Below are 23,169 nucleotides of genomic sequence, written 5' to 3' on the forward strand. Positions count from 1 at the left end.
ATACTTCTGATTTTGAATCATAAAAACATAATATTCATTTCAGGATTATGCTTTCAGAGAATTTTATGAATAATTATTTCACAGAAATCTCATCCACAAAAATATAAGCATCACCGCCCGCTCCCTGATGCCACTCCGGAAGTTTCCCGAAATGGTAGGCTTTTACTTTTACGTAGCGAGCCTGTGTAGGAAGAACCTCCGTTGAAAAATCCTTTACCTGAACGGTTTCATCTTTCGGATCCAGAGTATTTTCAACTGTTTTTAGCAAAATAAAATCTTTTCCGTTGTTGGAAACATAATATTCCACTTTTTTAGGCATCAAAATCCATGCGCGGCTGTCCTGAAGATAGGTTGAAGATAACTGAGTGAATTGTTGAGGTGATTTCATGTCGATAATCGCTTCAAAAGTCTGTCCCTGATAACCCAGCCATTCTCCTTTTCTCCAGTTGGTATCACCGTTGATTCCGTCGATTAAAGATAATTTTCCGCTTGCTGTGTATTGTGGGGTAGGAGTGGAATTTACCGTAATGTCCCAGTTATTCGGTCTTCTGTTGAAATTGGCTCTTACAATTGAACTTTTTTCACCATTTCTTTCCGCGTAAGCCGCAACCTGAGTGGTTTTAGTAATGGTGAAAGGACCTTTATAGGCGGTAAACATTTTTCTTACGTTCGCATCACCTTCATCCAGTGTCATATAGTAAATTTTGTCATCAGGATTTAGCGCTGTGATCTCAACTTTTGTATTTAAATCAAAAATTCTTGCAGCAGAAATAACAGGAGATGCCGTTAATTCATCATATTTAAAATCTTTAAACGATTTTGCATTTTCAAAACCAAGTTTTTTAAGCTCTTCTCTGTTTGTATTGGGAGTAATCGTTCTTGTTGTTCCGTCTTCAAGATGAATTTTAACCTCATCAAAATAAGGCTTCGTTGTCTGCCATTCCGGTAAACCGGGAGTTACAGAGTAAATTCCCATAGCACTCAGAATATACCATGCGCTCATCTGTCCGCAGTCTTCATTTCCGATCAGACCGTCCGGTGTGTTTTTATAATAATTATCAAGGATGAATTTAATTTTTGCATCTGTTTTCTCAGGTTTTCCTACGTAATTATAAAGATATGCGATGTGGTGGCTCGGTTCATTTCCCTGTGCATATTGTCCGATTAATCCGGTAATATCCACCTGTTCTCTTCCTGTTGTTTTGTCCGGTGCAGAAAAAATACCATCAATAAATTGTTCAAATTTCTCTTTTCCGCCATGTGCCGCGATCAGTCCCGGAATATCCTGCTGAACAGAGTAGGAATAATGCCACGAATTTCCTTCGGTATAATTGTTATTAACTTCTCTCGGCTCAAAAGGTTCATGCCAGTTTCCGTTTTTTCTCGGCTGCATAAACCCATTCTTTGGATTGTACAGATTTTTCCAATTCTGAGAACGTTTCATGAAATACTGATGGTCTTCTTTCTTGCCTAAAATTTTAGCCATTTGAGCGATACACCAGTCGTCGTAAGCATATTCTACGGTTTTAGAAACACTTTCATGCTCATCATCAATGCTGATGAAATTGTTCTGTTTGTAAGCATTTAACCCAAAAATATCTAGCATAGCAGAGTTTTTAGAAGCCTGAAATGCCTTTTCATAATCAAAACCTGTAATTCCTTTTGCCATCGCATCGGCAATAACGGAAACTGCGTGGTAACCGATCATGCATTCCGTTTCGTTGGAAGCCAGTTCCCAAACCGGAAGTTTTCCGCCCTGTTCATATTGTTTAATAAAGGTATTGATGAAATCTGCCGTTCTTTTTCTGTCGGTTAAAGTCATCAAAGGATGCGCTCCGCGAAAAGTATCCCAAAGCGAAAAAACCGAATAATAATCGAATCCGTTTGCCATGTAGAATTTGTTGTCACGACCTCTGTATTTTCCGTCAACATCCATATAGATGTTCGGTTGTGTGAACACGTGATACATTGCTGTGTAGAAAACTGCAAGTTTATTTTTGTCGGAAGATTTAACCTCGATTTTAGATAATTCTTTATTCCAGTCTGCAACAGCATTTTTTTGAATGTCATCAAAATTATCAGACTTCCCTTCAGCCAGCATATTTTTTGCCGCTCCTTCGTACCCTGTAGGTGAAATCGCCACTTTTACAAGAATTTTTTCGCCTTTTTTGACCTTTGTAGAAAATGCTATTTGAATTTCATCACCTTTTGTAACTTTCTCAGGTATAGAAACCCCTCTTTCGCTAGGCTTTACAACATGATCTTTAGATCTAAACATCGGTTTTGAAAACTCAATTCTTGCATAAATGTATTGGTTCGTTGCCCAAGCTTCACTTCTGCGGAAAACTTCAATCGTTTTATCATCAATGATTTTTACTTCACCTTCCAGCAGTTTATCTCTGTGATTCAGATCTAAAATAATATTCGCATTTCCTGCATTGTTGAAGGTATATTCATGGTAACCGACTCTTTTAGTCGTGGTTAAACGAACATCAATATTGTTTTTTTCTAATTTAACGGAATAAAATCCTGCGGTTGCTTTTTCGTTTTTATGAGAAAATCTGGATGAATATTCTTTAGGTGTTAAACCGGGGTTTCCCATCGTTGGCATCAGCATAATGTCTCCGTAATCTGAAACTCCGGTTCCATTTAAGTGCGTGTGTGAAAATCCATAGATCACTGAGTCGGAATAATGATAGCCGCTGCAGCCATCCCAGCTTCCGTCGATTCTGGTGTCAGGAGAAAGCTGTACCATTCCGAACGGAACAATAGCTCCGGGAAAGGTGTGACCATGACCGCCGGTTCCTATAAACGGATTCACATACTGCGAATAGTTCTGGGCTTTGATACATAGGGAAGTGAGAAAAAAAAGTAAGATGAATTTTTTAGAGTTCATTGGTTTGGTGATGTAATTTTTACTTGATATAGATTTCAACAAATCTAACAAAATTTCATTAATAATGAGGAAATACACATTGCGCCGAATTAATAAGGACTTATGAAACCGTTTTTATGATTAAATGAAGGGAAATAATTTATTTTTAATAAGCTTGTTTCTGCTAAATCTTTTTTCCTCAAAAGAAAATATCTATCAGTCTCTTTACTTATTCTAAATAGCTAAAAATTACGTAAATTTGTAAACAATTTATTTAGTTTATGTTGACGAAAGAAAAGGTACAGGGTTTCCTTAAAGAGATAGAAGTTGATGATTTGGTGAATAATCTTCAGATAATGGGCAATGATGTCTATATTGACATGACGGCTCATTCTCCCGCAATGCACGAAAAGAAAAAGCTTGAAGCAGCAATGAAGCAGGCTTTCGCAAGCGAGTTTGGCGAAGATATTAATCTGAAATTAAAGATCGTTTCTCCGGAGCCGAGCGAAATTCAGCAAAGCCAGATCAAAGGAAAGCAAATTCCGGGAATTCAGAATATTATTGCCATTGCTTCCGGAAAAGGAGGAGTTGGTAAATCTACAGTTTCTGCAAATATGGCAGTAACTTTAGCAAAAATGGGCTTCAAAGTAGGATTGTTAGATGCAGATATTTACGGTCCTTCAGTTCCTACCATGTTTGATACGGAAGGTGAAAAACCAATTTCTGTAGAAGTGGACGGAAGAAATCTGATGAAGCCTATTGAAAATTATGGCGTAAAAATGCTTTCGATAGGATATTTTTCAGGAGCTAATCAGGCAGTAGTCTGGAGAGGTCCGATGGCTTCAAAAGCATTGAACCAGATGATCCGCGATGCAGCTTGGGGAGAACTGGATTTCCTGCTTATTGATCTTCCTCCGGGAACGGGAGATATTCATTTATCCATCATTCAGGAGGTTCCTGTGACGGGAGCAGTAATTGTAAGTACACCACAACACGTTGCTCTGGCAGATGTAAGAAAAGGTATTGCAATGTTCCAGATGGAAAGCATCAACATTCCGGTTCTTGGATTAATCGAGAATATGGCATACTTTACACCGGAAGAATTGCCGGACAACAAATATTATATCTTCGGACAGCAGGGAGCGCAATATCTTGCAGATGATCTTGGGATTCCTGTTTTAGGGGAAATTCCTTTAATCCAGAGCATCAGAGAAGCTGGAGATGTCGGAAGACCGGCAGCTTTACAGGAAGGTTCTAAAATTACTAAAATCTATACGGAAACTGCCCGAAAAATGGTAGAGAGCCTTGTGGAAAGAAACAAATATCTTCCGCCAACAGAAGCGGTAAAGATTACAACCATGGCTGGCTGCTCGCCAAAAGCAAAATAATGATTTTTTAAAATCTGAAAAAAACAGAACTGAACTGAAAAAAATATGGAAACAAATATAACGCACGAAGATACTGTAACAAGAGTTTTGGAAGCTCTGGAAAGCATCCGTCCGTTTCTGAATAAGGACGGTGGTGATATCGAGCTTATCGATGTGAAAGACAGTCTGGTTTACGTAAAACTTTTAGGAAACTGTTCCGGATGTTCTTTAAATTTTTCAACCTTAAAATTAGGCGTGGAAAATACCATTAAGCAATATGCTCCGGAAATAGAGAGAGTAATAAATGTAGAGTAGAAGAATAAAAATAAATATTTTATAAGACAGATCGTTTAAGGTCTGTCTTTTTTTATCCTTAGCTTACTGTAACAGATTTTCTATTTATTTTAAAATAGATCTTAAAGTTTCTGACGAGAATGGTGGCAGAAGCGGATAGAATTTAAATTGCTTACCAGGTCGATTGCCATTTTTTGATTAGAAGATATCCCTGAATCTGGAATTTATCAAAAAAAATATGATCAGCATGAAATAGAGAAATTATCTATATATTACTTTCAGACAGGTCTTTAAACCTGATATTGCTGTTTTTTAAGAAAAATTTAAAGAATATTATGAAATTTTTTATAGTAATAATTCTAAGTGTTCATGAATATTTTATGTGCTATTTTTGTACAGAATTGTTTACAATGCGATATGGGGATGTATGCTTGTAATATACTTTTATTCTTATGTTTTAGATGTTTCATATTTTTTTAGCAGTTGGTGTAAAAAAGTGGAAATAATATGTTCTGAAGAATTTCAGGATAATACAGTATATTGAATGTTCGTAAATCTCTTTAATCAGGTAAAATATAACAAAAAAATAATATTGGTCTGTAACTTGTATTGAAACTGTAAAAATTGAATGGAAAGCAATTTTCCGAAAAGGGAAATTATTAAAACTAACACTATGAAAAATATACTCATTGCTGACGGTCATTATGTTGTAAGAATGGGAACTTCGCTCATTTTAGAAACGAAACTTGAATATCAGTGTACTATAGATTTCGCAGGAACTTATCTTGAAGCAAAAGAAAAAGTTTCTGAAAAGATATATGATCTTTTAATTATTGATATTGATATTCCGCAGAGTATTTTCAAAGCAATGGTAAAGGAACTGAAAAAGAAACAGAAACAATTAAGGATTCTTATCTTTTCCAATTACGATGAAAATGTAGGAATTCAGTACATAGAAGAAGGAGCGGCGGGATATCTTAATAAAGGCGCCACAGAAGAAGAAATCTTAGCAAGCGTGAAGGCAATATTCGAAGAGGGATATTATTACACGGTAGATATGATGAAGAAACTCGTTATGCAGTCTACGGATATTCATTCTGTGGAGCGGCTTTCAAAAAGGGAATTTCAGATTTTTAAACTTCTCGCAGAAGGCAACGGAAATATAGAAATTTCGAATAGTCTGAATCTCAAAATGTCGACGATCAGTACCTATAAGAAGAAAATTTTTGAAAAACTACAGGTTAAAAATGTAGTAGATCTCGTAAGAATCTATGACGATATGCATTAAAAAGCAGTCGCGGCGAAAGAATTTTGCCGCGATTTTTATTTTACAGTGACTTGAATTTCGAATTCCTAAAATAGATGCAGAATACTTTCGAAGTTTGATTTCAGCAGTTTCTTACTTATTTTCTCTGTTTGCAAGCCCTTTTATAGCTTCATGCCTTATCTGATGGTCTTTAGAAAAACAATTTTTATACAAGACACTTCTGATTTCTTCATCGTCATATTCGATTTGTGTTCCAAGACCAAAAGTAGCCCAGTCTTTCACTCTAAGGCTCCTGTCCTTTGCCAGTTTTATCATCATTTTTACTGCTTTATAATTCTCAACTCCCAGCAAAGAGAAAGTAAGTGCATACCTTATCTCTTTAGATTCTGAGTTTTGAAATTTTCTAAAGTTTTAAAATGTTTTGTTTTTAAATGTTGGTTGTTGTGACCAATGGCAAAAAGGCATGTACAAATAAGATTTTCATCAGATGTTGTTCTTAAAATTTCAAAGATTTTATCAAAAAGAGACTCAACAAAGTTTCCACGTTTATTTCCTGATTGGCATAGAATATCAATCCCGATTTGTTTAAATTTTACATTATCAGAATCTATCATTTCAAAACATTCCGAAATCATTTCATCATTTACATATGTTCTTAATTTTGAAATATGATTCCAGTAATAACTTTTATATTTTGCTTTGAAAGCTTTTATAATTAAAAAATTAATGTCCGGATTATCCATCTTAAATTTCAGATAAATTTTCAATAATCTCTTTAATCACCTTTAAAACCTCAGTAGACTTTTCCCGGATGATCAGCTTATTTTTTTTATTTACGATCAGTTCCGTGAAATGGTTGTCTTCTGTATTGATATCAACAATAAATGCTCCGTATTTCAATGCAGTTTCAGCAATGGCAAGCGGAAGATTTGTTGCTCCGGAAGTTCCGATAATGAAAAGCACTCCGCTGTTTTTTGCCACTTTCAGAGAACTGAATTTCTTATTGGTTTTTTCATCATAATATTCATCAAACCACAAAATATTCGGACGCATCCAGTGTCCGCAATACGAGCAGGTAAGCAATTCAATATCTTTTGCTGTAAGATCTTCATCGATGTCTTTGCCTTTAATTTCTTCCGGAAGATTCAAAATTTCCTTACATCCGTTCGAACATTTAATTTCACGGTTATTTCCATGAATTTCATAAATTCGTTGATTTCCTGCGCGCCTGTGAAGATTGTCTATATTTTGTGTGATCAGATGAAACCGGTCCTGCAGCATTTTTTCAATTTCAGCTAAATGAAAATGGCTTTCATTGGGTTCTGCACTATCAAACATTTTTTTCCTGAAAAGAGAAAATTGAAGAACTTCTTCAGGATGTTGCTTAAAATATTTCAGCGTTCCGAATTCTTCCGGCTTATGAAACCGTGTTCCTTTTACCCAGATTCCGTCTGTTCCGCGATAGGTAGGAATTCCGCTGTCGGATGAAATTCCTGCTCCCGTTAAAAAAGTGAAAAGATTTCGTTTTTCTTTATGGTAAACCTGACGGATGATTTCTTCTAATTGCGTTTTCATGGTATTTCAAAGTTTAAAACTACTGAATTTCTTTAAAACAAAAAAGCCCCGAAATTCGAGGCTCATTTAATCAACTAAATAATATATAATCTACTTTACAATAACTCTTTTCAGATGTCCTTCGGAAGTTTTTATAAGATAAACTCCTGTGGAAAGCATCGAAGTGTCGATTGTTAAAGCATTTTTTTCTTTTCCAATCTGTTTTCCGGACATATCATACAATTCATAGTCCTGTGCTCGGTTGAAATACAGAATATTTCCTTTTGTTACCGGATTCGGGAATACATTGAAGGTTGCTTTTTCAGATTTAACCTCTCCGGTTGCCAAAGTAGGAGCATTGGTAATTTCATACATCGATAATGTACCGCTGATTTCATTGGCAACAATTACATATCCTTTTCCGGTCGTTGTATTTTCTGGGGCAATGTAGATAAGTCCTTCCGGTCCGTTATCGCCTCCGTATGCAGAAGTCATTCTTGAATGCTTGTAATCTGTAAAAGCAGGATTGTTAGGATCTGTAATATTATAAACCATTACTCCGCCGGTTCTTTCCAGTGTAATGAAGGCGTACGTTTGTCCGTTAATATTTCCTAAAGCAACTCCTTCCGGTTCAGGACCTTTTGCACGGCTTCTGCTTTTAACAGTATTGGATTCATTATCTGCATTAAAGATCAATGGATGATTGGCTGCTATATATCTCTCAAAACGGTCTCCGCTGTCGTAAACGATCTGCTTCGTATCTGCATTGAAGATCGAGAATGAACGCGCTCCCAAAGCTGCAATTTCCTCGAAATCTGTATCTCCGTCTGTATTTCCTGTCGCATTGGAAACTCTGAACCTTCCTAAATTATAAGAAGCCTTTAAAACAGAAGATTGTGGAAAAATAGCCGGATCTAAAGTATAATCATTCGCGCCTACTGTGGTTCTTTCACTGAATCCTGCAAGATCTTTTTCATCTCCTTCATTGGCAGTTACAATATAATTGGTTCCTCCAACTTTATAATTCTGTACTCCATCCGGAAGAAAATAAGCTTTCACAGGCCAGTTGGCAATTAAAATCTCTCCGTTGTTATCGGAAGCATCAAAGCCGTTTCCGGGAATGCTCATGTCTTTTTTACCCAATCCCCAAATTCCTGTAATGGTTTTTGTGGCTAAATTAACTTCAGCCACTGCATTGTTTTCCTGAAGTGTAACCCATGCTTTCTGACTGTCTGAGCTAATTGTAATGTATTCAGGTTCTAAATCCTGAGAAAGCGTATTGTTTGTTCTTACTTTTCTCAAACCGGTTGCAGCTAATGCAGAAACCTGAGCATCAAAAGCATTAAAATTAAGCGTCGTAACATTGCTTTGCGTAAGATTGGAAATTCCGCCCGAAATATCAATAATGCTGATTGTTCCTTCCGGATCTACGGTATAAGAATCGTTCGGTTCGCCTTCATTGGCGGTCATTACTTTTGTTCCGTCCGGTGAAAAAGTAATCATATCCGGTAAAGCTCCTACGGTAACCTGCTTCAGGAAATTTCCGTTGATATCAAAGAAAACTACAGAACCGTTCAGCTGCGGATTGGTGTTTGGAGAAGCCGCAGCAATAATTCCGTTTTTTACGGCAATGCTTGTAATTCCGCCGTAAGGAGCCATATTAATGGTATTAACAACGGTTGGCGAAGTAGGATTGCTGAAATTAATAATATCAAAAACATCGGTGATAGAGCTGATGGTAAATAATCTCTGTGTGGCAGGATCATGAACCACAATTTCCGTAGAACTGGTATTGGTTCCCGAAGGATCAAAACTTCCGATATAATTTAAAGAAATCTGATGAGTTGGAACCGGAGCGGGTTTGTCATTATCAACAATATAAACTGTTGCATTGCTGTCTCCGGAAATGGTTGCTCCGACCGGATTTTCAAGGCTTACTACAAAATATTCAGCCTGCTGTTCTTCCAGCGAATCATCGATGATCGGGATGTTTACGGTATAACTCGCTGTGGAAGGAGTAAGATTAATCGTCTGATTCGTTAGTGTAAAGTCGCTGCTGTTTGCCGTGCTGAAAGGAGCGGGTTTCACCACTAAATTCACAGAGGAATTTGACGGATTTGTAACATTTATTTTAAATGCCAAAGTTCCTGCATTTTCACTGACTTTAATAAAGTTTTTATCCAACGAAATTGAGGTTCCTGCGGTGGTAAAAGTGGTGGAAGTAACTGCCGTCACTGCATTATCACTGGTATCTTCTACCATGTTAGGTTTTAAAGCCAGATAATACGTTTGGTTGGGGATTAAAGCTACAGTCGGGATCACTGTAATTTTATTGCTGGAAAACGTAGTTGTAAAGGGAACCTGAGAACCTGAAGCATTTCCAAGGCGGAAATCGACAAGCATTTGTGCATTAGAATCGTTGATCGCGGAATTGTCTGTTAACCTTACACTTTCATTAAAAGAAATCGTAGGATTTACAGTCGTTAGAGCATTATTTGTGTTGTTTGAGGGAAGATAAGTTACCGTGGGGGGAGTAGTGTCGGCAGCATTAATGAGGGTTGCATCTACGGTAAAATTATCGAAACGGTTGTTACCCACAGTTCCTCCGGAACCTTGTGAGAATTCAACTTTAAGTTTAAAATTAGGATTGTTGGCTGCTCCTGAGATTGTCGAAAAATCTAAAGTAATGAGTTGAGGATTGGCATCTAAAGGAGAAACCGTCTGAAAAGTAACGAAATTTGTTCCGTCCACAGAATATTTCCACGTCTGCGTTCCTGCTCCGGAACCGGATCTTCTTGTCGTAAATTTCACGACAACATTATTGTATCCTGTTGTTGGCAAATTGAACTGAAGATTTCCGTTGATCGGGAAATTATAGCGTAAATGCGTTCCTGAAACATCTCCGTTTCTCGCATTGAAATTGTCGATATTGAAATTCTGTCCTGTTCCGTTGGCGAAATCTACATCAGTAGTTCCGTTGATTACGGCTGTCATCGAACCTCCCACCAAAGTGGAAGTCGGGGTAGTGATGGAAGCTGCCGAAGCATTGTTGTTGAAGTTCCAGTAATGGATAAGAGAGGTCTGCCCGAAAACCGCTCCCTGAAGAAAGAATGCGGCGACAACAGAACTTTTTAACAGGTAGTTGTTAATCATTTTTTACTTACATTAAATTTATGCAAAAATGAAGGTTCTACTTTGCAAAGATTTTAAGCAAATTTTAAAAAATGATTAATAAATAACAGGTAAGAATAAATTTAAGTTAATAATAAAAAATAATAGCCATGAAATACAGAAATCGATTTCAGTTGAAACGATTTTAGAACGGATAATTTCCCAAAAATATTTTTATTTTGAGACCTGACCGGAAAAACGCAGATTTTTACCCGTGAATTTATTTCCTTCCATGGGATGCTTCTGCATATAAAAAAATCCTGAAATTGCCGTCAGAACCAATAAAATAAAAGCTACCAGAAAAATTCTTTTTAACATTTCCTTCATATCGCCAGATTTTTAATGTCCTTAATTTCTAATGTTGAAGTCGGATATCCTTTTAGTACAGCATTGATCATTGCAATACCCACTTCTTGTAAAGTTAATGATTTTGATGGTAATAAGACAGGAAAAATCCAAATTAAAGGTTTAAAAAACCATTTTACATTTTCCTGACCTTCAACGGGTTTCATGAATCCCGGTCGAAAATTATATGCTGCCCGGAATCCAAGCTTTCTGAGTGCATTTTCTGTTCTGCCTTTTACTCTCGCCCACATTATTTTCCCGCTTTCCGTTTTGTCGGTATGCGCTCCGGAAACATAGTTGAACACCATATCCGGATTCTGATGAAGTACTGCTTTGGCAAAATGCAGCGTCGTATCATACGTAATTTTGGTATATTCTTCCTCGCTCATTCCTACACTGCTGATTCCTGCACAGAAAAAGACGGCATCATATCCTTTCAAGTTTTCATCATTCAGATCTATTTTGAGAAAATCTGAAACAATATATTCTTTTAATTTGGTGTGTTTTTTGCCCGATGGTTTTCGGCTTACACTGAGAATTTCAGAAATGTTCGGATTCTCTAGACATTCCATTAAAACGCCTTCACCCACCATTCCTGTTGCTCCCGTGAGAATTATTTTTATTGAATTCATTTCTTTACTGTTATTACTGTTGTTGACGTTTTCAGGAATATTTTTACTTTATGTGGTATCAAAAATTATACAATTTTTTTTAGTTTTTTGGAATTTGGGGATTATTTAACCTAATTGATAAGGGTTTGAGGGTTTCGGCGGCTGCGAAGCAGCCGCCGAAACCTCCAAATCAAGCAAAAAACTTTTGAAACCATAAATAAAAAAGCCGATCAGTTCAATCTGGTCGGCTTTTAAATTTTCTATACTATAATATATTTACTTCTTATCCTTCAATTTGCTGTAAATATTGTGGATTAAACCATCTGCAACAGAAATTTTAGGTACAAAAATCCTGTTGATTTCCGACCATGACATCACATTGTTGAAGATCTGTAACGCGTGAACCAGAACGTCGGCTCTGTCTTCGCGAAGATTATATTTTGTCATTCTTTCATCAACGGTAAGATCATCAAACTCTTTATACACTTTTTTAAGATGAGAAAGAGACATCGGTTTGCCGTCTTTCGTTTTGCTCATGGAAAAAACTTTGTTGATGTTTCCTCCTGATCCGATGGCAACAATCGGTTTTTTGCTGTTGATATTTTTTCGGATTTCTTCCTTCATATCTTTCCAGTTGTCGGGCGTTACCAGATTGTTCAGCAAACGGATGGTTCCGATATTAAAAGACTTTTCGTACTTCATTTTTCCGTTTTCGTAGAAAGTAAGCTCTGTAGAACCTCCACCGACATCAATATACAAATAGGCAAATTCTTTATCAAGTCCTTCTGCAACATGATTTTCAAAAACCAGAGTTGCTTCTTCGTCTCCGGAAATTATTTCAATATTAATTCCTGAAGTTCTTTTCACCTCTTCAATAATTTTCTTTCCGTTGGCTGCGTCACGCATGGCACTCGTAGCACAGGCTCTGTAATGTTCTACCTTATAGATTTTCATCAGATCGCTGAAAATCTTCATTGAGTCGATTACCATTTTTTCTCTTTCCTCTCCGATCTTTCCTAAGCTAAAGACATCCATTCCCAGTCTCAGAGGAATTCTCAAAAGATTCAGCTTAATAAATTCGGGCTGTTTATTGTTTATTTTTACTTCATTAATCAAAAGTCGGGCGGCATTACTTCCTATATCTATGGCTGCGATCTTCATTTCTTATTCGTTTTGGCTTTTAAATATCGATAGGTTTCAATCTGAGAACGGCACTCTTCCTTATCGTTATCAATATATTCGTTGCTCAGTTTTTTGTCTAAAATACGTGCTTTTACATTATCTTTCAACTGTATGTCGAGAATATCTTTCAGTTCTTTCTTCAGATTTTTATCCGTAATCTTTGCGGCAGCTTCAATTCTGTAATCTAAATTTCTCGTCATCCAGTCTGCGGAAGAAATATACATATCTTCGGCTCCTTTATTGTAAAAATACATTACTCTTGCATGTTCCAGATATTCGTCTACGATACTGATTGCTTTTATTTTTTCTTTAAAATCTTTCTGATTCACAGCACAGTAAATTCCTCTTACAATCATTCTGATGACAACTCCGGCTTGTGCTGCTTCATATAGCTTTTCAATCAGGGAACGGTCACTTACCGAATTGGCTTTAACGATCATTTCTGCATGCCTTCCCGCTTTGGCTTCTTCAATTTCCTTATCAATATGATGTAGAATCTTTTCACGCATGAACTGCGGGCAGACAAGTAAACTCTTACAGGTTTTAAGAATAGGCAGATAATCTTCCTTCGGCTTTTTCAAAACATTAAAAACCTTATTAATGTCTGCCATAATTCCGCGGTCTGCGGTCATTAGCAGATGATCTCCATAAATTCTGGCGGTTTTTTCATTGAAATTTCCGGTACTTACAAAACCGTACTGGATGGTTTTGTTGTGAGACCTTTTCTTTATGACGCATAATTTGGCATGAACTTTCTTATTCGGAAGACCTATCAATACCGTGATTCCTTCCGGTTCCAGCATTTCCTTCCATTCAAGGTTCGATTCTTCATCAAATCTTGCCTGAAGCTCAAGCATTACCGTTACTTCTTTACCGTTTCTTGCCGCATAAATTAAAGCATTGATGATTTTCGAACTGCTCGCTAAACGATAGGCTGTGATCTGAATCGACTTTACATCGGGATCCATTGCTGCTTCACGAAGAAGATCAATTACAGGATTGTATTTGTGATAAGGGAAGGTGAGAAGAACATCGTGTTTCAGAATAACATCCGTTACTCTTTCCGTGTTTTCAAAAGCAGGATGGGTAAAAGAAGTTCTTTCAACAGGCTTTTCATACCTCTCAAAAACATCCGGAAAATCCATGAAATGTTTAAAATTATGAATTTTTCCTCCGGGAATAATGCTGTCTTTTTTCGTCAGGTTTAATTTTCGGATCAGCATCTCAAGAAGAGCCTTGTCCATATCTTTATCGAAAACAAAACGCGTAGGTTTTCCTTTTCTTCTGTTTTTTAAACCTTTTTCAATTTTTTCGGCGAAATTGGTACGGATGTCATTATCAAGTTCCAGTTCGGCATCTTTGGTTACTTTAAAAGCATTGGCCGCAAATTCATCATATCCGAAATAGGAGAAAATATGAGGCAGGTTAAAAGTAATCACATCTTCCAGAAGCATTACATTTTTATCTTCCACATCTTCGGAAGGAAGCAGAACAAATCTTCCTACGAATCTTGAAGGGATTTCAATAATGGCATAATTGCTGGAATACTGCCAGTCTTTTTTCCGCATCGCTACACCCAGATAAAGACTTTTGTCCCGCATGTAAGGCATAGGTGTATTTTCATGAAGCAGAATAGGAATAACATTGGATTCTACCACTTCATCAAAATATTTTCTTACAAACTCTTTCTGATTGGAAGATAAATTTTTGGCTGTTTTAATATAAACATGATGTTCAGCCATTTCCGCCTGAATTTTTTTCCAGGTTTTATCAAAATTCTGCTGCTGTCGCATCACAATATCATTGATCTTCTGGAGAATTTTGGAAGGCGGCTGATAAAAAGATTCTGCAATAACTTTTTCTTTGAAATCCATGGCGCGCTTTAAACCTGCAACCCGCACACGGAAAAATTCGTCTAAATTGTTGGAGAAAATTCCTAAAAAACGGATTCTTAAATGTAAAGGGACTTTTTCGTCCATGGCTTCCTGTAAAACCCTCTCGTTGAAGGCAAGCCAGGTAATATCTCTCGGATTGAAATGTAATGACATTCTCTAGTGTATAATTTATCAAAAATAATAATTCGTGGTATCTCTGAAAACCTTTTTGCGTTAAGCTTTAATTAAATTTTTGGAGCGAAAAAGATTCTGAACCGGATGATTTTTGTAATCCATTAAAGTTATTAAAAACTATCTGGAAAATTATAATTCTGACTGATATTTTTATTTTAAAGTCGTAAAGTGACAAAATTGATACGGTTTAACAAGTATTAAAAGGTTTTGTGACAAAAATTCAAATCATATAAAAAGTAAAGTTTAGGTTTATTCTAAACTGTATTTCTAAAATTTTCAAGCTGAAAAATAAAATTATTTTTTCCTGTTTCAGATTGTTTCTGTCAATTTGTCACAAAATTTTGAATGGTATAAATATTGAGAAATACTGAATGTAAATTAAAAATTAAAATTAGAAAAAATATAAAAATATTATGAGTAAAATAATTGGAATTGACTTAGGAACAACCAACTCTTGTGTTGCTGTAATGGAGGGTAAAGACCCTGTTGTTATTCCTAACGCAGAAGGTAAAAGAACAACGCCGTCTATCGTTGCGTTTACAGAAGATGGTGAAAGAAAAGTAGGAGATCCTGCAAAAAGACAGGCGGTAACAAATCCAAAGAAAACAGTATATTCAATTAAAAGATTCATCGGAACTCATTTTAAAGAAGATGCGAAAGAAATTTCAAGAGTGCCTTATGAAGTGGTTTCCGGACCAAATGATACCGTAAAAGTAAAAATCGACGACAGAGAATATACTCCACAGGAAATTTCTGCAATGACGCTTCAGAAAATGAAGAAAACGGCTGAAGATTATCTTGGACAGGAAGTAACAAGAGCGGTAATTACGGTTCCTGCATATTTCAACGACGCGCAGAGACAGGCTACAAAAGAAGCGGGTGAAATCGCAGGTCTTAAAGTAGAAAGAATCATCAACGAGCCTACTGCTGCTGCATTAGCTTACGGTCTAGATAAAAACCACAAAGATCAGAAAATCGCAGTATACGATTTAGGAGGTGGTACTTTCGATATCTCTATCCTAGATTTAGGAGATGGTGTATTCGAAGTATTGTCTACAAACGGAGATACGCACTTAGGAGGTGATGATTTTGATGATGTAATCATCAACTGGATGGCAGATGAATTCAAATCTGAAGAAGGAGTTGACTTAAAGTCTGATGCAATCGCATTACAAAGATTGAAAGAAGCGGCTGAAAAAGCAAAAATCGAATTGTCTTCTTCTCCGCAGACTGAAATCAACCTTCCATATATCACAGCTACTGCTACTGGTCCTAAACACTTAGTGAAGACTTTAACGAAAGCTAAATTCGAGCAGTTATCTGCAGATCTGGTAAGAAGATCTATGGAGCCGGTTGCTAAAGCCTTGAAAGATGCAGGTTTATCTACTTCAGATATCGACGAGGTAATCTTGGTAGGAGGTTCTACAAGAATCCCGATTATTCAGGAAGAAGTGGAAAAATTCTTCGGTAAAAAACCGTCTAAAGGAGTTAACCCGGATGAGGTTGTAGCAATTGGTGCAGCCATTCAGGGAGGTGTATTAACCGGAGACGTAAAAGATGTATTACTTCTTGACGTTACGCCACTTTCTCTAGGTATCGAAACCATGGGTTCTGTTTTCACTAAATTAATTGAAGCGAACACTACGATCCCAACTAAAAAATCTGAGGTATTCTCTACAGCTTCTGATAATCAGCCGGCTGTAAGCATCAGAGTAGGACAGGGAGAAAGACCAATGTTCAACGATAACAAAGAAATCGGCAGATTCGATCTTACAGATATTCCACCTGCACCAAGAGGAGTTCCTCAAATTGAAGTAACATTCGATATTGATGCAAATGGTATCTTAAGTGTTTCTGCTAAAGATAAAGGAACAGGTAAAGAGCAGTCTATTAAAATTCAGGCTTCTTCAGGTCTTTCTGACGAAGAAATCGAAAGAATGAAGAAAGAAGCTCAGGAAAATGCTTCTGCCGATGCTAAGAAAAAAGAAGAAGTTGAAATCTTCAACAAAGCAGACGGATTGATCTTCCAGACTGAAAAGCAATTGAAAGAGTTTGGTGAAAAATTATCTGCTGATAAAAAAGCAGCCATTGAAGCCGCTCACGGAGAACTGAAAACGGCTTTCGAGGCTAAAAATGCAGATGACGTAAAAGCTAAAACAGAAGCTTTAGATGCAGCTTGGATGGCAGCTTCAGAAGAATTATATGCAGCAGGACAACAGCCGGGAGCTGATGCAGGAGCACAGAACACAGGAAATGCAGGAGGTGCAGAAGATGTACAGGATGCAGACTTCGAAGAAGTTAAGTAGTTATTGATTAATATTAATTAACAAAATATAGAAAATCCCCACAGGCGTATGTTTGTGGGGATTTTTGTTTTTTCAAAGATTTTTGATTTTGTGCTTTTTTAAGTGTTTTTTATTACACATTTGTACCATATTTGTACCGGCACTTAAGCAGAGAAGATGTGGCACTTAAGATTTTTTTTCTTACCTTTAGTTTTTCTATATGTATGATTAAAAGGATTAAAAGAGAATGTCTGCATTGTTCGCAGGAATTTATACCTAAGACAGTAACTTCATTTTATTGTCGTGAGCAGTGTATAAAAAATGCTTACCAGAAAAGAAAGCGTCAAGAAAAATTAGAATTAAAAAGACAAGAACTGATTGATCAGATTCCTTTAGATAAAATTCTCTTGACAGTCCCTGAAGCTGTTTTACTCTTTGACATTGCAAAAAGAACACTTTATAGACTTATCAAACAAAATGTAATACCTTCTATTAATGAAGGAACTCGTTTAATAAAAGTAAATCGTGAAGTTTTGCAAGAAATGTTTCCTCCGGCATCTAAAGAAAAGATTGAAAAGAAAAATTCTAATCCTAACTTGTATGATCTTTCTGAAGAGAATTGCTATACTATTGGTGAGATTTCCAAAAAATTTCAGTTACACGATACGAGTGTATACAAGCATATCAGAAAGTACTCAATTCCCACCCGTCAAATTGGTAATTATGTTTATGCTCCAAAAAGCGAGATTGACAAATTATATAATGGTACTATAGATTAAGCTTATGAAACAACTTTCAAAAACTCAAGTTACAGTTAGATTGCGTAAAGCTGAGGATAGAAATGAATGGTATGTCTATTTGGAGAGTTATCCTGTATTTATTGCTGGAAAAAATAAACCGCAACGTTCTAGGGAGTATCTCAATAGAATTGTTTATACGGTTGAATGGGATAAAAAAAGAACAAGCAGAACTAACCTAAAGGACGGGACAAAAGCCTTTAAACCAAAGCGTGATGATAATGGAATTATAGTTTGTAAGAGTGAGCGTGACAGGGAGACAATGTTATATGCTGATGGAATTCGTAAACTACGCCAAAAAGAATATGATAATGTCGACTTGTATAGTGATAGCGATGCTATTAAGGCCGAATTGCAAGAAAAACAAAAAGAAAAATTTATAGATTACTGTAATAGGTTGCTAAAGAAAAGACACGGCTCAAATAATAGTTCTGATTCAATTAGAACTAACTGGAGGTGTTTAATTGAATTTATTATAGAGTTTTCCGGAGATGATTTAAGATTTTCAAAAATTGATTTGAGTTTTGCTGATGATTTTAAGCTTTATCTTTTATCGGCGCCCTATCGCGGAAAAAAGAAAGGAATTCTTTCAAATAATAGTGCTGCAACGTACTTTTCTATTTTTAAGGCAATAGTTTCCCAAGCTTTTATTGATGGTTATTTTATAATTGACTTATCAGCAAAGATTAAAGGTATTGGAGAGCAAGAATCTTTCCGTGAACATCTCTCTTTGGAGGAACTTAATCTTTTAGTAAATACTCCTTGTGAAAATGATGAATTGAAAAGAGCATCTTTATTTTCTGCACTGACAGGGTTAAGACATTGTGATATTAAAAGGCTTAAGTGGAAAGAAATTGATGTTCAGTCAAATAGAATCAAAATTCAATTTAGACAAAAGAAAACAAAAGGAGTCGAGTATACACCGATTTCTGAACAAGCAATTCATTTATGCGGAACTCCGAGACTTCCCGAACAGCTAGTATTTGAAAATTTACAAGATAGCTCTTGGATTTCGAGACCTCTCGAAAAATGGGTCAAATCAGCTGGAATAACAAAGCATATAACTTTTCATTGCTTCAGACATACTTTTGCAACATTGCAGCTTTCTTTAGGAACAGACATTTATACAGTTAGTAAAATGCTTGGACACAGTAAAGTTACAACAACTCAAGTTTATGCTAAAGTAGTTGATGAACTGAAAAATAGAGCAGCTGGAGCTATTAAGCTGGATGAAAATATTTTAGAAGAAAACCAAGAAATTATACAAGCAAACTAATAAATATGAAAGTCAAAAATTTTGAATTAATATGTATGTATTTACCCATTATAGTGGTATGTATCCTTTTAGGAACTCAAGTCAGAACATATTTTATCGATAAAGGGTCCGATGAATTTACGGCAAATATCTTTTTTATAGTCGTGATTTTCGTAGGTGTTGTTATTTATTCAGGTCTAACATTGTTTTTGCATACTATCTATGAAATTATAAGCAGAATTATTACTAAAAGAAAAAATCTAGTTTTGGTTAATGAATTCTTTTCTGGACCTGTTACTATTGCTGATATTAAAGAAGATTTAAAATTTAAAGAAGTTGTAAAGTTCGATAATAAGCTTGAGATTGCATTAAGATATACAAAGGAGCAATTTGCGCTATACACATCTGTTAATGATTTAGAAAACCTATGCAGCTACATTACAAAGTATGCTAAGAAAGAAAAAATAGAAAATTTTAGCCCTGTAAGGGTTCACAAATTATCTAATATGGATTTGTATCATTTTGGCTGGAACATTTGGAAGCACTTTGATAGGCGAAATCAATATGAAGTAGCATTGTTTTTAAAAGAAGTTTTTCAACATTCACTAAAAGATGTTGAAACGGACTCAATTAAAAGTCATTTAAAAGATGATGATGAAAAAGGTATCATTAAAATAAAAAGAGATTTAAAATTTTAGTATAATAAATATCTTAACTCCTTGCATAGTCGTAGCGATTATTGAGCATTTACTAATATTTCTGAAGCTATCCATTTACGAACTTAAATGTCGGGAATATTTCAAAAAATTATAATACATTATTAATAGTTAAATTTTTTTAGAAGAAATTTTATCATAAATAGATTTTACATAAAATGAAGAATGTAGAGAATATTCCTTTTTTACTGCAACAAATTGAAGGTAAATTAAATTCGCTATCTATAGAACAGGATAAATTAGATAATCCTCTTTTTGATATAGAAGTGACCAAAAACGAAATCTTACGGATCGAAAGTGAAATTGACCCGATAAAGAAAGAACTTATATCTTATACTGATATTCAGAGGCAGAAAGAATTAATGAGGATTCGTCTAACAGAGTATATGGATGTACTCGGCAAAAATCACGATCTCCCTTTTTCAAAAAGTCAGGGGCGTATTGGAGAATTAAATTTTTATCTAAAGCCCCTTGTTGATATCAGAAGTATTTTGAACAACGATTTGACAACTGGTATCAGCGTTAATTTAGCCCTGACAAAAGATCCATCTGATGCAGTCTTTGATGCAGAATCATTTAGAGAAACTCTTTTTCAGCAAAGACATAGTATTATCCAAGCAAACAATATCTTTCAACTCTTTGAAGTGTGCAGAAATTTCCTTGAAAAGATAAAGATAAATTATAAGTAATTTTTTTATTGGATAATGTCTTCATTGTAATGGATTCGCCACTTCGGATTGTACTGAGGTGAAGTTAACTGATAGTCTAAGTAAAAATCATAATCACTATTCATTGCCAGAAATTTACTGTAAAACTCTTCTTTATAACCTGCATTATCCAAGTAGAATCCAATAGCTTGGTGATAAGGATATACAAATGATAATTTTTTATAATGATGATGTAATTTATCTGCGTCAATTAATTGCTTTACCATAGCAAATGCATTAAGGATATTTTTTGTTCCACCGGAATATAGTGGTCTTACAGTACAGTCTATAAGTGTCTTTTCAAGATTTGAAACTTTTACTCCATTAATGAAGGTTTCCATTGTAGTACTGCTTTGATTTTTAAGAAAGTAAAATGTTTTGTCTCTGAATTGCTTTATATTTTTTGTGACTCTCTGAGGTTTACTAAAAGCTAAATCTATATTTCCTTGAGTTAAGGTGTTTTTAGGACTGGAAATGCTATCGATCTCTTCTGATAAATAGATGGCGTTGTTTTCAATAGTACTTATTTGATGCATTATTAGTGCTGAATGGTGGCTAAAGTGTGTATATTTGTTATACGCATAAACCAAGTCAACAACTTCAGGATTGGAGTCATTGAAAATATATAAATCTTGTTCTAAGGTGTAATGTTTTTGAAGTATGTATTCGCTAATTTCTTTACTTAATTTTTTGAATTTGCGAAAACTCGAAATTTCCTGTACCAAATAATCAAATTCCTTTTTATTTAAAGCCTTTCTGTGAGGACTACCAGCAATATAAGCATCAACAATCTTTTCAAAATTCATTAGTACGTAGTATTATTTACTTATGTATACATAAGAAATAATACAAAGTTAGTCTTTTTTATTTGAAAAGTCAAATGGAGGAGATTTTTATTTAAAATGTCCGTTATTTCATACAAAATGTGTAATTTTGTATGAAATAACGGACATTATGAAAAAGAAACAAATAATTTTACCCAAGTATTTGGCTCTGCTGGAACAAATGGGAGAGAATATTAAACTTGCTCGAAAAAGAAGAAAATTAACTACAGAGCAGGTTTCAGAGAGAGCCGGAATTGTACGTTCAACACTACATCTTATTGAAAAAGGTGATCCAAGTGTGGCAATGGGATCATATTTTAATGTTTTGAGAGTATTGGGTCTTAGCGATGATATTTTAAAGCTTGGATCTGATGATGAATTTGGAAGAAAATTGCAAGATTTAGAATTACTGAAATAATATAATTAAATGAAATCTACTAAAGTTGACATATTTGTATATGCAGATTGGATTGACCTTCAAGGTCCTCATTTAATGGGGATTTTGTCAGCTCATCAGGGTAAAGGAAAAAAGTCCTTTAGTTTTGAATATGATAAAGAGTGGATTAAAAGTGCGGGTCAAAATTTAATAGATCCTGATCTTCAGTTGTTTGGAGGTCCACAATATCCAACCAATAAAGAAAATTTTGGTGTTTTTATGGATAGTATGCCTGATACTTGGGGAAGAACACTAATGAAAAGAAAATCTATTCAGGTAGCCAAAGAAACTGGAGAGAAAGAAAAGAAACTTTATGATCTGGATTATTTATTAGGAGTGTATGACCAAACAAGGATGGGTGCTCTGCGATTTAAGACTTCAATAGATGGAAATTTTTTAGATGATGATGAGAATAACCCTACACCACCCTGGTCATCATTAAGAGAGTTGGAGGCAGCCGTGAAAAGTTTTGAAAATGAAGATGAGCCTAAAATGAAAAGGTTATTAGCACTGCTTGTAGTTCCAGGATCTTCATTAGGGGGTGCAAGACCGAAAGCTAATGTTATGGATCAGGAAAAAAATTTATGGATTGCTAAATTTCCTTCAAAAAATGATACAATTGATAAGGCAGCGTGGGAATATCTGGCATACCGATTAGCTACTGATGCCGGAATTAATATGTCAGAAACAAAGATTCAAAAATTAAGTAACAGCTATCATACATTTTTCACCAAAAGATTTGATAGAACAAACTCCGGAAGAATTCATTTTTCGTCAGCTATGACTATGACAGGAAACAATGAAGAAAAATTAAGAGATTCAACTGCAAGTTACCTTGATATCGTTGATTTTATTACGAACTACGGTATTGATGTTAACAATAATTTGAAGGAATTATGGAGAAGAATCGTGTTTAGTATTTGTATATCAAACACAGATGATCACCTTAGAAATCACGGATTTATTTTAACCCCAAAAGGATGGATACTTTCACCAGCCTATGACATTAATCCGTCTGTGGATAAAGAAGGACTTGCTCTAAATATTGATACAGATAATAATGCTTTGGATCTTGAACTTGCTAAGGAAGTGGGCGCTCAATTTAGACTGAACGAAAATGAAATGGATGAAATCATTGAAAAAGTCATTTCGGTTGTAAGAGGATGGGAAAGTATTGCTAGCGAGATTGGAATACCCAGATCTGAACAAGAGCGTATGAGATCTGCATTTTTACCATTTGAAAATTAATCTTTTAAAATAATCTTAGTAAATAAATTTTAATTGATTAATACGTTTAGAATGAGCTATAAAAATTAAGTTTCAACAGTAGGTAAAAACTTATTGCTTAATATCGATTACAAAAACACAGTGTTTTAAGTGTTTTCGTCGTGTTTTTCAAACACAGCGAAAACAC

Annotated in this window: 20 protein-coding genes; 10 read left to right on the plus strand and 10 right to left on the minus strand. The window is 35.3% G+C overall.

The window, feature by feature from the left end; genetic code table 11:
• Positions 1 to 73 precede the first annotated feature (73 nt).
• Positions 74 to 2,896 (minus strand): GH92 family glycosyl hydrolase, encoded by a 2,823-nt coding sequence (locus tag AC52CF_RS04600; RefSeq protein ID WP_214590585.1) that lies wholly within the window; start codon positions 2,894 to 2,896, stop codon positions 74 to 76.
• 260 nt (positions 2,897 to 3,156) lie between these two features.
• On the opposite strand from AC52CF_RS04600, the gene AC52CF_RS04605 reads away from it, so the two are divergent.
• From AC52CF_RS04605 to AC52CF_RS04615, 3 genes are all read left to right on the plus strand, one after another.
• A complete protein-coding gene (locus AC52CF_RS04605) occupies positions 3,157 to 4,263 on the plus strand; it encodes an Mrp/NBP35 family ATP-binding protein (protein WP_214590584.1) in 1,107 nt (368 codons plus the stop codon).
• 45 nt (positions 4,264 to 4,308) lie between these two features.
• Positions 4,309 to 4,557, plus strand: coding sequence for a NifU family protein (locus AC52CF_RS04610; RefSeq protein WP_214590583.1), 249 nt, complete (start codon positions 4,309 to 4,311; stop codon positions 4,555 to 4,557).
• Positions 4,558 to 5,209: 652 nt separating this feature from the next.
• Positions 5,210 to 5,824 (plus strand): response regulator transcription factor, encoded by a 615-nt coding sequence (locus AC52CF_RS04615; protein WP_214590582.1) that lies wholly within the window; start codon positions 5,210 to 5,212, stop codon positions 5,822 to 5,824.
• Positions 5,825 to 5,935: 111 nt separating this feature from the next.
• On the opposite strand, the gene AC52CF_RS04620 is transcribed toward AC52CF_RS04615, so the two are convergent.
• The 8 genes from AC52CF_RS04620 to ppk1 all read right to left on the minus strand — a co-directional run bounded on the left by AC52CF_RS04620 (position 5,936) and on the right by ppk1 (position 14,714).
• Entirely contained in the window at positions 5,936 to 6,121 is a 186-nt protein-coding gene (locus AC52CF_RS04620; protein WP_496517906.1) for a hypothetical protein, read from the minus strand.
• A gap of 53 nt (positions 6,122 to 6,174) precedes the next feature.
• Complete coding sequence (locus AC52CF_RS04625) at positions 6,175 to 6,546, minus strand: hypothetical protein (protein WP_496517907.1); 372 nt, start codon at positions 6,544 to 6,546, stop codon at positions 6,175 to 6,177.
• A 1-nt stretch (position 6,547) separates the two neighbouring features.
• Entirely contained in the window at positions 6,548 to 7,378 is an 831-nt protein-coding gene (locus tag AC52CF_RS04630) for an SIR2 family NAD-dependent protein deacylase (protein ID WP_214590580.1), read from the minus strand.
• A gap of 90 nt (positions 7,379 to 7,468) precedes the next feature.
• Positions 7,469 to 10,510: a choice-of-anchor I family protein gene (locus tag AC52CF_RS04635; protein WP_496517908.1), complete on the minus strand. Its 3,042-nt coding sequence runs from the start codon at positions 10,508 to 10,510 to the stop codon at positions 7,469 to 7,471.
• A gap of 192 nt (positions 10,511 to 10,702) precedes the next feature.
• A complete protein-coding gene (locus tag AC52CF_RS04640) occupies positions 10,703 to 10,855 on the minus strand; it encodes a hypothetical protein (RefSeq protein ID WP_157967229.1) in 153 nt (50 codons plus the stop codon).
• Positions 10,852 to 11,505 carry an NAD-dependent epimerase/dehydratase family protein gene (locus AC52CF_RS04645; protein WP_496517909.1) on the minus strand — a complete coding sequence of 218 codons (654 nt, stop codon included), beginning with the start codon at positions 11,503 to 11,505 and terminating at the stop codon, positions 10,852 to 10,854. The genes AC52CF_RS04640 and AC52CF_RS04645 overlap by 4 nt, the downstream gene beginning before the upstream one ends.
• Positions 11,506 to 11,760: 255 nt before the next feature.
• A complete protein-coding gene (locus tag AC52CF_RS04650) occupies positions 11,761 to 12,645 on the minus strand; it encodes a Ppx/GppA phosphatase family protein (RefSeq protein ID WP_214590577.1) in 885 nt (294 codons plus the stop codon).
• On the minus strand, positions 12,642 to 14,714 hold the full coding sequence (gene ppk1, locus AC52CF_RS04655; RefSeq protein ID WP_214590576.1) for a polyphosphate kinase 1: 2,073 nt from the start codon (positions 14,712 to 14,714) through the stop codon (positions 12,642 to 12,644). The genes AC52CF_RS04650 and ppk1 overlap by 4 nt, the downstream gene beginning before the upstream one ends.
• Positions 14,715 to 15,148: 434 nt before the next feature.
• On the opposite strand from ppk1, the gene dnaK reads away from it, so the two are divergent.
• The 5 genes from dnaK to AC52CF_RS04680 all read left to right on the plus strand — a co-directional run bounded on the left by dnaK (position 15,149) and on the right by AC52CF_RS04680 (position 20,477).
• Entirely contained in the window at positions 15,149 to 17,041 is a 1,893-nt protein-coding gene (gene dnaK / locus AC52CF_RS04660; protein ID WP_214590575.1) for a molecular chaperone DnaK, read from the plus strand.
• A 203-nt stretch (positions 17,042 to 17,244) separates the two neighbouring features.
• Positions 17,245 to 17,799, plus strand: a complete 555-nt coding sequence (locus AC52CF_RS04665) for a helix-turn-helix domain-containing protein (protein WP_002977234.1) — start codon at positions 17,245 to 17,247, stop codon at positions 17,797 to 17,799.
• Positions 17,800 to 17,803: 4 nt separating this feature from the next.
• A complete protein-coding gene (locus AC52CF_RS04670) occupies positions 17,804 to 19,093 on the plus strand; it encodes a site-specific integrase (RefSeq protein WP_002977236.1) in 1,290 nt (429 codons plus the stop codon).
• Positions 19,094 to 19,098: 5 nt separating this feature from the next.
• On the plus strand, positions 19,099 to 19,770 hold the full coding sequence (locus tag AC52CF_RS04675) for a hypothetical protein (RefSeq protein ID WP_002977238.1): 672 nt from the start codon (positions 19,099 to 19,101) through the stop codon (positions 19,768 to 19,770).
• Between the two features lie 176 nt (positions 19,771 to 19,946).
• Entirely contained in the window at positions 19,947 to 20,477 is a 531-nt protein-coding gene (locus AC52CF_RS04680) for a hypothetical protein (protein ID WP_002977239.1), read from the plus strand.
• A gap of 5 nt (positions 20,478 to 20,482) precedes the next feature.
• Here the strand turns inward: AC52CF_RS04680 and AC52CF_RS04685 are convergent, their stop codons facing one another.
• Positions 20,483 to 21,301, minus strand: a complete 819-nt coding sequence (locus tag AC52CF_RS04685) for a hypothetical protein (protein WP_002977242.1) — start codon at positions 21,299 to 21,301, stop codon at positions 20,483 to 20,485.
• 148 nt (positions 21,302 to 21,449) lie between these two features.
• Here AC52CF_RS04685 and AC52CF_RS04690 point away from each other — a divergent pair, with 148 nt between their 5' ends.
• Both AC52CF_RS04690 and AC52CF_RS04695 read left to right on the plus strand, forming a co-directional pair.
• Positions 21,450 to 21,737 (plus strand): helix-turn-helix domain-containing protein, encoded by a 288-nt coding sequence (locus AC52CF_RS04690; RefSeq protein WP_002977244.1) that lies wholly within the window; start codon positions 21,450 to 21,452, stop codon positions 21,735 to 21,737.
• 9 nt (positions 21,738 to 21,746) lie between these two features.
• Entirely contained in the window at positions 21,747 to 23,003 is a 1,257-nt protein-coding gene (locus tag AC52CF_RS04695) for a type II toxin-antitoxin system HipA family toxin (RefSeq protein ID WP_002977248.1), read from the plus strand.
• The last annotated feature ends 166 nt before the right edge of the window (positions 23,004 to 23,169 follow it).

This window comes from Chryseobacterium sp. 2P, assembly GCF_059579425.1.

Coding starts and splice junctions, on each gene's coding strand:
- AC52CF_RS04600 (WP_214590585.1), bottom strand. CDS start 2,896: ATGAACTCTAAAAAATTCATCTTACTTTTTTTTCTCACTTCCCTATGT.
- AC52CF_RS04605 (WP_214590584.1), top strand. CDS start 3,157: ATGTTGACGAAAGAAAAGGTACAGGGTTTCCTTAAAGAGATAGAAGTT.
- AC52CF_RS04610 (WP_214590583.1), top strand. CDS start 4,309: ATGGAAACAAATATAACGCACGAAGATACTGTAACAAGAGTTTTGGAA.
- AC52CF_RS04615 (WP_214590582.1), top strand. CDS start 5,210: ATGAAAAATATACTCATTGCTGACGGTCATTATGTTGTAAGAATGGGA.
- AC52CF_RS04620 (WP_496517906.1), bottom strand. CDS start 6,121: ATGATGATAAAACTGGCAAAGGACAGGAGCCTTAGAGTGAAAGACTGG.
- AC52CF_RS04625 (WP_496517907.1), bottom strand. CDS start 6,546: ATGGATAATCCGGACATTAATTTTTTAATTATAAAAGCTTTCAAAGCA.
- AC52CF_RS04630 (WP_214590580.1), bottom strand. CDS start 7,378: ATGAAAACGCAATTAGAAGAAATCATCCGTCAGGTTTACCATAAAGAA.
- AC52CF_RS04635 (WP_496517908.1), bottom strand. CDS start 10,510: ATGATTAACAACTACCTGTTAAAAAGTTCTGTTGTCGCCGCATTCTTT.
- AC52CF_RS04640 (WP_157967229.1), bottom strand. CDS start 10,855: ATGAAGGAAATGTTAAAAAGAATTTTTCTGGTAGCTTTTATTTTATTG.
- AC52CF_RS04645 (WP_496517909.1), bottom strand. CDS start 11,505: ATGAATTCAATAAAAATAATTCTCACGGGAGCAACAGGAATGGTGGGT.
- AC52CF_RS04650 (WP_214590577.1), bottom strand. CDS start 12,645: ATGAAGATCGCAGCCATAGATATAGGAAGTAATGCCGCCCGACTTTTG.
- ppk1 (WP_214590576.1), bottom strand. CDS start 14,714: ATGTCATTACATTTCAATCCGAGAGATATTACCTGGCTTGCCTTCAAC.
- dnaK (WP_214590575.1), top strand. CDS start 15,149: ATGAGTAAAATAATTGGAATTGACTTAGGAACAACCAACTCTTGTGTT.
- AC52CF_RS04665 (WP_002977234.1), top strand. CDS start 17,245: ATGATTAAAAGGATTAAAAGAGAATGTCTGCATTGTTCGCAGGAATTT.
- AC52CF_RS04670 (WP_002977236.1), top strand. CDS start 17,804: ATGAAACAACTTTCAAAAACTCAAGTTACAGTTAGATTGCGTAAAGCT.
- AC52CF_RS04675 (WP_002977238.1), top strand. CDS start 19,099: ATGAAAGTCAAAAATTTTGAATTAATATGTATGTATTTACCCATTATA.
- AC52CF_RS04680 (WP_002977239.1), top strand. CDS start 19,947: ATGAAGAATGTAGAGAATATTCCTTTTTTACTGCAACAAATTGAAGGT.
- AC52CF_RS04685 (WP_002977242.1), bottom strand. CDS start 21,301: ATGAATTTTGAAAAGATTGTTGATGCTTATATTGCTGGTAGTCCTCAC.
- AC52CF_RS04690 (WP_002977244.1), top strand. CDS start 21,450: ATGAAAAAGAAACAAATAATTTTACCCAAGTATTTGGCTCTGCTGGAA.
- AC52CF_RS04695 (WP_002977248.1), top strand. CDS start 21,747: ATGAAATCTACTAAAGTTGACATATTTGTATATGCAGATTGGATTGAC.